This is a genomic window from Rhodomicrobium sp. Az07 (assembly GCF_018619475.1).
GTDB lineage: Bacteria > Pseudomonadota > Alphaproteobacteria > Rhizobiales > Rhodomicrobiaceae > Rhodomicrobium.
Map to the genome: position 1 here is coordinate 239140 of NZ_JAHFZG010000004.1, position 6014 is coordinate 245153.

The 6014-nt window shown below is 62.6% G+C and carries 5 protein-coding genes and 1 pseudogene; 2 read left to right on the top strand and 4 right to left on the bottom strand.

Going from position 1 to position 6014, the window contains the following annotated elements:
• Nucleotides 1–25: 25 nt before the first annotated feature.
• Complete coding sequence (locus tag KKP04_RS04960) at nt 26–1471, bottom strand: pyridoxal-dependent decarboxylase (RefSeq protein WP_215027577.1); 1446 nt, start codon at nt 1469–1471, stop codon at nt 26–28.
• A 115-nt stretch (nt 1472–1586) separates the two neighbouring features.
• Between KKP04_RS04960 and KKP04_RS15880 the strand changes: the two genes are divergently transcribed.
• The gene (locus KKP04_RS15880; RefSeq protein ID WP_251133916.1) at nt 1587–1661 is read left to right on the top strand and encodes a CstA-like transporter-associated (seleno)protein; all 75 of its coding nucleotides are present in this window, start codon (nt 1587–1589) and stop codon (nt 1659–1661) included.
• Nucleotides 1662–1684: 23 nt separating this feature from the next.
• Here KKP04_RS15880 and KKP04_RS04970 read toward each other — a convergent pair whose 3' ends face one another.
• On the bottom strand, nt 1685–2677 hold the full coding sequence (locus tag KKP04_RS04970) for a DMT family transporter (protein ID WP_215027579.1): 993 nt from the start codon (nt 2675–2677) through the stop codon (nt 1685–1687).
• 39 nt (nt 2678–2716) lie between these two features.
• Between KKP04_RS04970 and KKP04_RS04975 the strand changes: the two genes are divergently transcribed.
• Nucleotides 2717–4006, top strand: coding sequence for an adenylosuccinate synthase (locus tag KKP04_RS04975; protein WP_215027581.1), 1290 nt, complete (start codon nt 2717–2719; stop codon nt 4004–4006).
• A gap of 3 nt (nt 4007–4009) precedes the next feature.
• Here KKP04_RS04975 and KKP04_RS04980 read toward each other — a convergent pair whose 3' ends face one another.
• Together KKP04_RS04980 and KKP04_RS04985 are read right to left on the bottom strand one after the other, a co-directional pair.
• On the bottom strand, nt 4010–5128 hold the full coding sequence (locus tag KKP04_RS04980; RefSeq protein ID WP_215027583.1) for a M20 family metallopeptidase: 1119 nt from the start codon (nt 5126–5128) through the stop codon (nt 4010–4012).
• A 77-nt stretch (nt 5129–5205) separates the two neighbouring features.
• Nucleotides 5206–5895, bottom strand: a pseudogene (locus tag KKP04_RS04985) (Fic family protein); the annotation flags it as partial.
• Nucleotides 5896–6014 lie beyond the last annotated feature (119 nt).

A 6014-nucleotide genomic window follows, 5' to 3' on the forward strand; every position in this document is an offset into this window, starting at 1 on the left:
CCGGGGATGACGACGTCGCCCGGTTTCAAAGCCGGGACGACCCGCTTTTCGTCGACGCGGCCGCAGTTTTGTTCAGGAGCGCCCAGAGGGATTCCACATCGGCGCGCTTCGTCGCGGTCGCGCCGATGCTTACCCGCAGGATCTGCTTGCCCTTCAGCAAGGCGGGCGTGATATAGGCCGCGCCGCCTTCGTTCACCCTGCGGGCCAGTTCCAGATTGTGCGCCCTCAGCGCATTTTCGTCGCCCGACAGTGCGGCGGGGACATGGCGGATGCACACGGTCTGAAACGGCACCGGCGCGAGGCGCTCCCAATCGGCGGCGGCGTCGACTCGTTGTTTGAACCATTGCGCATTGTCGAGGTCGCGGCGCACCAGTTCCTGCACGCCTTCGACACCCACATCCATCAGGTGGAACCAGAGCTTGAGCGCGCGGAAGCGTCGGCCGAGCTGGATATGCCAGTCGCGGTAATTCTTCACCGCGCCGTCCTGCTTCGTCTGGAGATAGCTCGGATTGGTGCTCATGACGCGGATCAGGTGCTCGGGATCGCGCACATAATAGGCGGTGAAGTCGAAACCGACGCCCATCCATTTGTGCGGATTGACCACCAGCGAATCGGCGCGCTCGATACCGTCCCAGCGCTCGCGGCATTCGGGCAGCACCATCGCCGTGCCCGCCATGGCGGCGTCGACATGAAGCCAAAGGCCGAAGCGCCGGGCAATGTCGGCGATCTTCGCCAGCGGATCGACGGCGGTGGTTCCGGTGGTGCCGATGCAGGCGATGACGGCGGTGGGACGCAGGCCGCGCCTGAGATCATCGGCGATGGCCGCTTCAAGCAGATCCAGCCGGATGGCATGCTCGCCGTCGGTCTCGATGAGCCGCAAGTGATCGCGGCCGAAACCTGCGAGCAGCGTCGCCTTCTCGATGCTGCTGTGGCTCTGGTCGGAGGCATAAACCACAAGCGCCGCCTCGCCGGATTGAAGCCCCTTGCGATTCTGGCCGAAGCTCGACGCGCGCTCGCGGGCGCACAGAAGCGCGGTCAGCGTTGCCGTGCTCGCCGTGTCGTGGATGACGCCCGTAAAGGCCCCGCTCAATCCCACCATCTGCCGGAGCCAGTCCATGACGACGTCCTCGACCTCGGTCGCGGCGGGGCTCGTCTGCCAGCTCATGCCTTGCGCGCCGAGCCCCGCGATCACCAGATCCGCGAGGATCGACGCATAGCTCGTGTTGCTCGGAAAATAGGCGAAGAAGCTCGGGTGGTTCCAATGCGTGATGCCTGGGAGCACGTCTCGGTCGAGCGCGGCCACGGCCTCGTCAAGACGCCCGCCCTTTAGCGGCGGATGCGCGGGGAAGGCCGCGCGGATGTCTCCGGGCTGCGCCTGACTCATGACGGGACGGCTGGCGAGGCCCTCCCGGTAATCCGCGACCCAATCGATCAGCTGGTGGCCGAAACGGCGGAATTCCTGAGCGTCCATTGGTTCGTCCCTCCAAGCTGGCCTAAGCCTTGACTACTCTTTGTCCCCCTTTTCAAAGGGGAGCAAATCCAATCTCTGCCTTCGACCGGCGCGAGATGTCGCCGGAGAGCCGGTCATGTCGTGGGAGGAGTTCTTCAAGGAACGGCAGGACGCCCGCTACAAGGGCAAAGGCCGCTTCCGCTGCTGCTGAGGCGTTTCATGTGGGCACGGCCGTCATGCCTTGACCGCGATGGCCTCGGTTTTTTTCCGGGTGCCGAGCAAGACGCCCGCCACGATGAGCGCGAAACCGGCCGCGTGGAACAGGTGAAGCTGTTCACCGAGCGCGAGTGTTGCGAGCAATCCACCGAACACCGGCACGAGGAACAGGAACAGGCCCGTGTTGGCCGGTCCCATCAGCTCCACCGAACGGTTATAGAAGACATAGGCGAGGATGCTCGGGAAGATCGAGACATAGACGATGGCCGCCACCGCCGCTTCATCCCACACCGGCCGCGAGCCCGCGCTCCATTCCCACGCCATGAACGGCGCGTTGCCGACCGCCGCAACCGCGTAGGTCACGAAATTGAAGCTCTGCCAGCTGATGCCCGGCCGCAATCTCACGCAGGCCGTGTAGACGGCCCATGACAACATCGACGAGATGATGAAGATGTCGCCGGGGTTGAAGTGGAAGGATGCGAGCGAGGCGAGGTCGCCCTTCGCGACGACGATGAGCACGCCGATAAAACCCGCCGTCAGCCCTGCAATCTGAAGTCGCCCGATACGGTCGCCGAACAGCGCCCATGCCGTAAGCGCGATGAACATCGGCCCGGCGGCGTTGAGCACGAGCCCGTTCAGCGCCTCTGTCGAGGTCAGGCCGATATAGGACAGCGTATTGTAGGCCCCCGCCCCGATCGCGCCGAGAAACAGGAGAATGAGCCAATGCTCGCGGATCGCGGCACCATCGCGCTTGAGATGTGCCCACGCAAATGGCAGAAAGATGAGCGTCGCCAGCGTCCAGCGCAGGCAGGCCAGCGTGATCGGCGGGACATGCCCCACGATTGCACGCCCGAGGACGAAGTTTCCCGCCCAGAAGATCGTTGTCAGCGTCATGAGAAGGCGCGGCCGGTCGAAAAATGGCGTCAAGGCAAGTTCCTTCACTGAGGTCTGGATGAGCGACGATTTGGTTTTAAGGCCATGCGCGCCCGGCATGGCAATGTCTGGTGGCATGGGCTAGTCTGGCGTTTTGAAGGAGATCCGGGGAACGAAATGGCAAATGTGGTCGTGGTCGGCTCGCAATGGGGCGACGAAGGTAAAGGCAAGATCGTCGATTGGCTTTCCGAGCGCGCCGATATCGTGGTGCGCTTTCAGGGCGGCCACAATGCCGGACATACGCTTGTCATCGACGACAAGACCTACAAGCTTTCGCTTCTGCCCTCCGGCGTCGTTCGCGGCAAGCTTTCGGTGATCGGCAACGGCGTCGTCGTCGATCCGTGGGCGCTGGAACATGAAATCGCAGAAGTTGCGAAACTTGGCGTAAACGTCACGCGCGACAATCTCCGCATCGCGGAAAACGCGACGATTATCCTCCCGCTGCACCGCGAACTCGATGCGCTGCGCGAGAACGCGGCGGGCGCGGGCGCCATCGGCACGACGAAGCGCGGCATCGGCCCCGCCTATGAGGACAAGGTCGGCCGCCGCGCGATCCACGCCGTGGATCTTCTCGACCTCAAGACGCTGCCCGCCAAGATCGACCGCGCGCTTGTCCATCACAACGCGCTCAGGCGCGGCCTCGGGCAGCCGGAGATCGACCGCGACGCGCTCATTGCGGAACTCGTCGCCATCGCGCCAAAGATCGCGCCGTATGTCGAGCCGGTCTGGCAGCTTCTCGACCGCTACAAGCGCGAGGGCAAGCGCATCCTGTTCGAGGGCGCGCAAGGTTCGCTGCTCGATGTCGATCACGGCACCTACCCTTACGTCACGTCGTCCAACACGGTGGCGGCGAGCGCCGCGACGGGCTCCGGCCTCGGCCCAAGCTCCATCAATTACGTGCTCGGCATCACCAAGGCGTATACGACGCGCGTCGGTCAGGGGCCCTTCCCGACCGAACTCACCTGCGAGGCCGGCCAACGGCTCGGCGAGCGCGGCCATGAATTCGGCACGGTCACGGGGCGCGCGCGCCGCTGCGGCTGGTTCGACGCGACGCTCGTTCGCCAGACGATCAAGGTTTCCGGCATGAACGGCATCGCGCTGACGAAGCTCGATGTGCTCGACGGCTTCGACGAGATCAAGGTGGCCGTGGGCTACCGCCTCGGTCATCACGAGATCGACCGTCTGCCCGCATCGCAGGAGGCGCAGGCGAGCGTGCAACCGATTTACGAGGTCATGCCGGGCTGGCAGGAATCGACGCAAGGCGCGCGCTCATGGGCGGACCTGCCCGCGCAGGCGATCAAATATGTGAAGCGGCTTGAGGAACTGATCGAGGCGCCGGTCGCGATGCTGTCGACCAGCCCTGAGCGCGCCGACACGATCCTCGTCCACGACCCGTTCCAGGATTAAAATCTAAAGCCCGCACCAGCGCGCGATGAGATCGGTGTAAATCGCCTCGGCCTCCTCGATGCGCTGGACGGAGCACCATTCGTCGGTCTGGTGCGCCTGCTCCGGCTCGCCGGGGCCGAGGATCACCACCGGCGGGTTGCCCATGCCGGGCTTCAGCGCGCCCGCGTCCGTGAAATAGGGCGCGCCGCCGAATGTCGGCTCGGTGCCCGTTACTTCCCCCACCACGTGAACGACATCGGCCATCCACGGGTCGTTCGGATCGGTCCAGACCGGGTCCGCCGTGCTCATCACGTCGAACGAGACGCAGCCGTCCGCCGCGCGGGTAAACCGCTCCACAAGCTCCTTTCGGTCGAGGCCAGGGACGATGCGAACGTCGAGGCCGAGCCGCGCCTCGTCCGGCACGGAGTTCACATTCATGCCGCCCTTGATCCAGCCGACATTCGCCGTCGGGCGACCGAGCACGGGATGCGCGTCGCCTGAGAAGTCGAACTTTTCGAGCGCCAAAGCCGCGCGCGCCGCCTTGTAAACCGCGTTCACGCCCTGCTCGGGCATGGAGCCGTGCGCGGTCACGCCCTTCGCCACGCCTTCGAGCCAGAACACGCCCTTGTGCCCGGCAAGCGGGCGATTGGCTGTCGGCTCGCCGATGACGATCGCGCCAGCGGGCGGCAGAAGGCCGTGCTTTTTCATGTGGTTCGCGCCTTCACAGCCGCGCTCCTCGCCCGCCGTGATGACGAGCACGAGGCCGGGCGTGCCTTGGAGATGCGGAGCGAGCTTCACCGCCGCCGCGACAAAAGCCGCGACGCCCCCCTTCATGTCGCTCGCCCCTCGCCCATGGACGCGCCCATCGGCGACCTCGCCGCCGAACGGCTCGACCGTCCACGGCGCTGCGCCGAGCGGCACGACATCGGTATGGCCGGAAAAACAGATAGGCCGTTTCTCGGACGTGCCGCCGATAACCGCGATGAGGTTCTCGCGATTGTCGCCGATGCTCGAATGCTCGATCGAAAAGCCCGCCGCTCCGAGCATGCTGCCGAGATAGCGCGCGCACGGGGCTTCGTTCCCCGGCGGGTTGACGGTATCGAAGCGGATCAGCTCTTGCGTGAGGTGGATGGCGGAAATCATGCGGCTTCGCGCTCTCCGTTTGCGGAAAGACATTACGCTATCGCATGTTGGCTTGCGCGGGAATAGCGCCACCCCCGCTATTTCAAGGATCTCAAGATAATATCGCGCACCTCATGGGCGATGAAAAATTTCGGATTCGCTCGAGTCGGAAGCTCTTCGAGTATACCGATCTCGACCAACTTATCGACGTGAAGCTTCGCCGACCTGTACTGTACGTCGAGAAACTGCGCGACCATTGGAATTGAAAGGACTTGATTGGAGAACAGATAGTCTGTTAATTCGAGCAACTTGCTTGATCGTCCGGCGTTGCCTGCCAAGCTCCTGTATTTTTCCTGCAAACCCAAAAGCGACTCAGACGTCGATATGGCGCTCTGGCTCGCTTCGCAAACAACATTAAGAAAAAATATTATCCAGTTCTCCCAATTCCCCGACTTAGAGACGTTGAACATCAAATCGATGTATTCATCTTTTCTCGTCTCAAATACAGGGCTCAGGTAAAGTATGGGTTGTCGGATAACTTTGCGCATATATAGATGCAGTGTTATAAGCATCCGGCCAACGCGGCCGTTCCCATCTGCAAATGGGTGTATGGTTTCGAATTGATAATGGATAAGCGCAGCGTCGATAAGATCGGGAATTCCCGACCGTTCGTCGCGATGCATATATTTTTCTAGATTTTCAAGGGCCGTTATTGATTGTTGAGGCGGAGACGGTATGAACCTTGCCTTCTCAATCACACCCCCTCCAATAAAATTCTGGTGACGCTTGAACTCTCCGTAAGCGGTGTTCTGACCTCACCTTCCATTTTGCTCGAACGGCTGCGAGTGTGACGGTTCCTTGAGGGATCGTCTTATGTCTAATCCTGGTCGTAGTCCTATCACTGAGC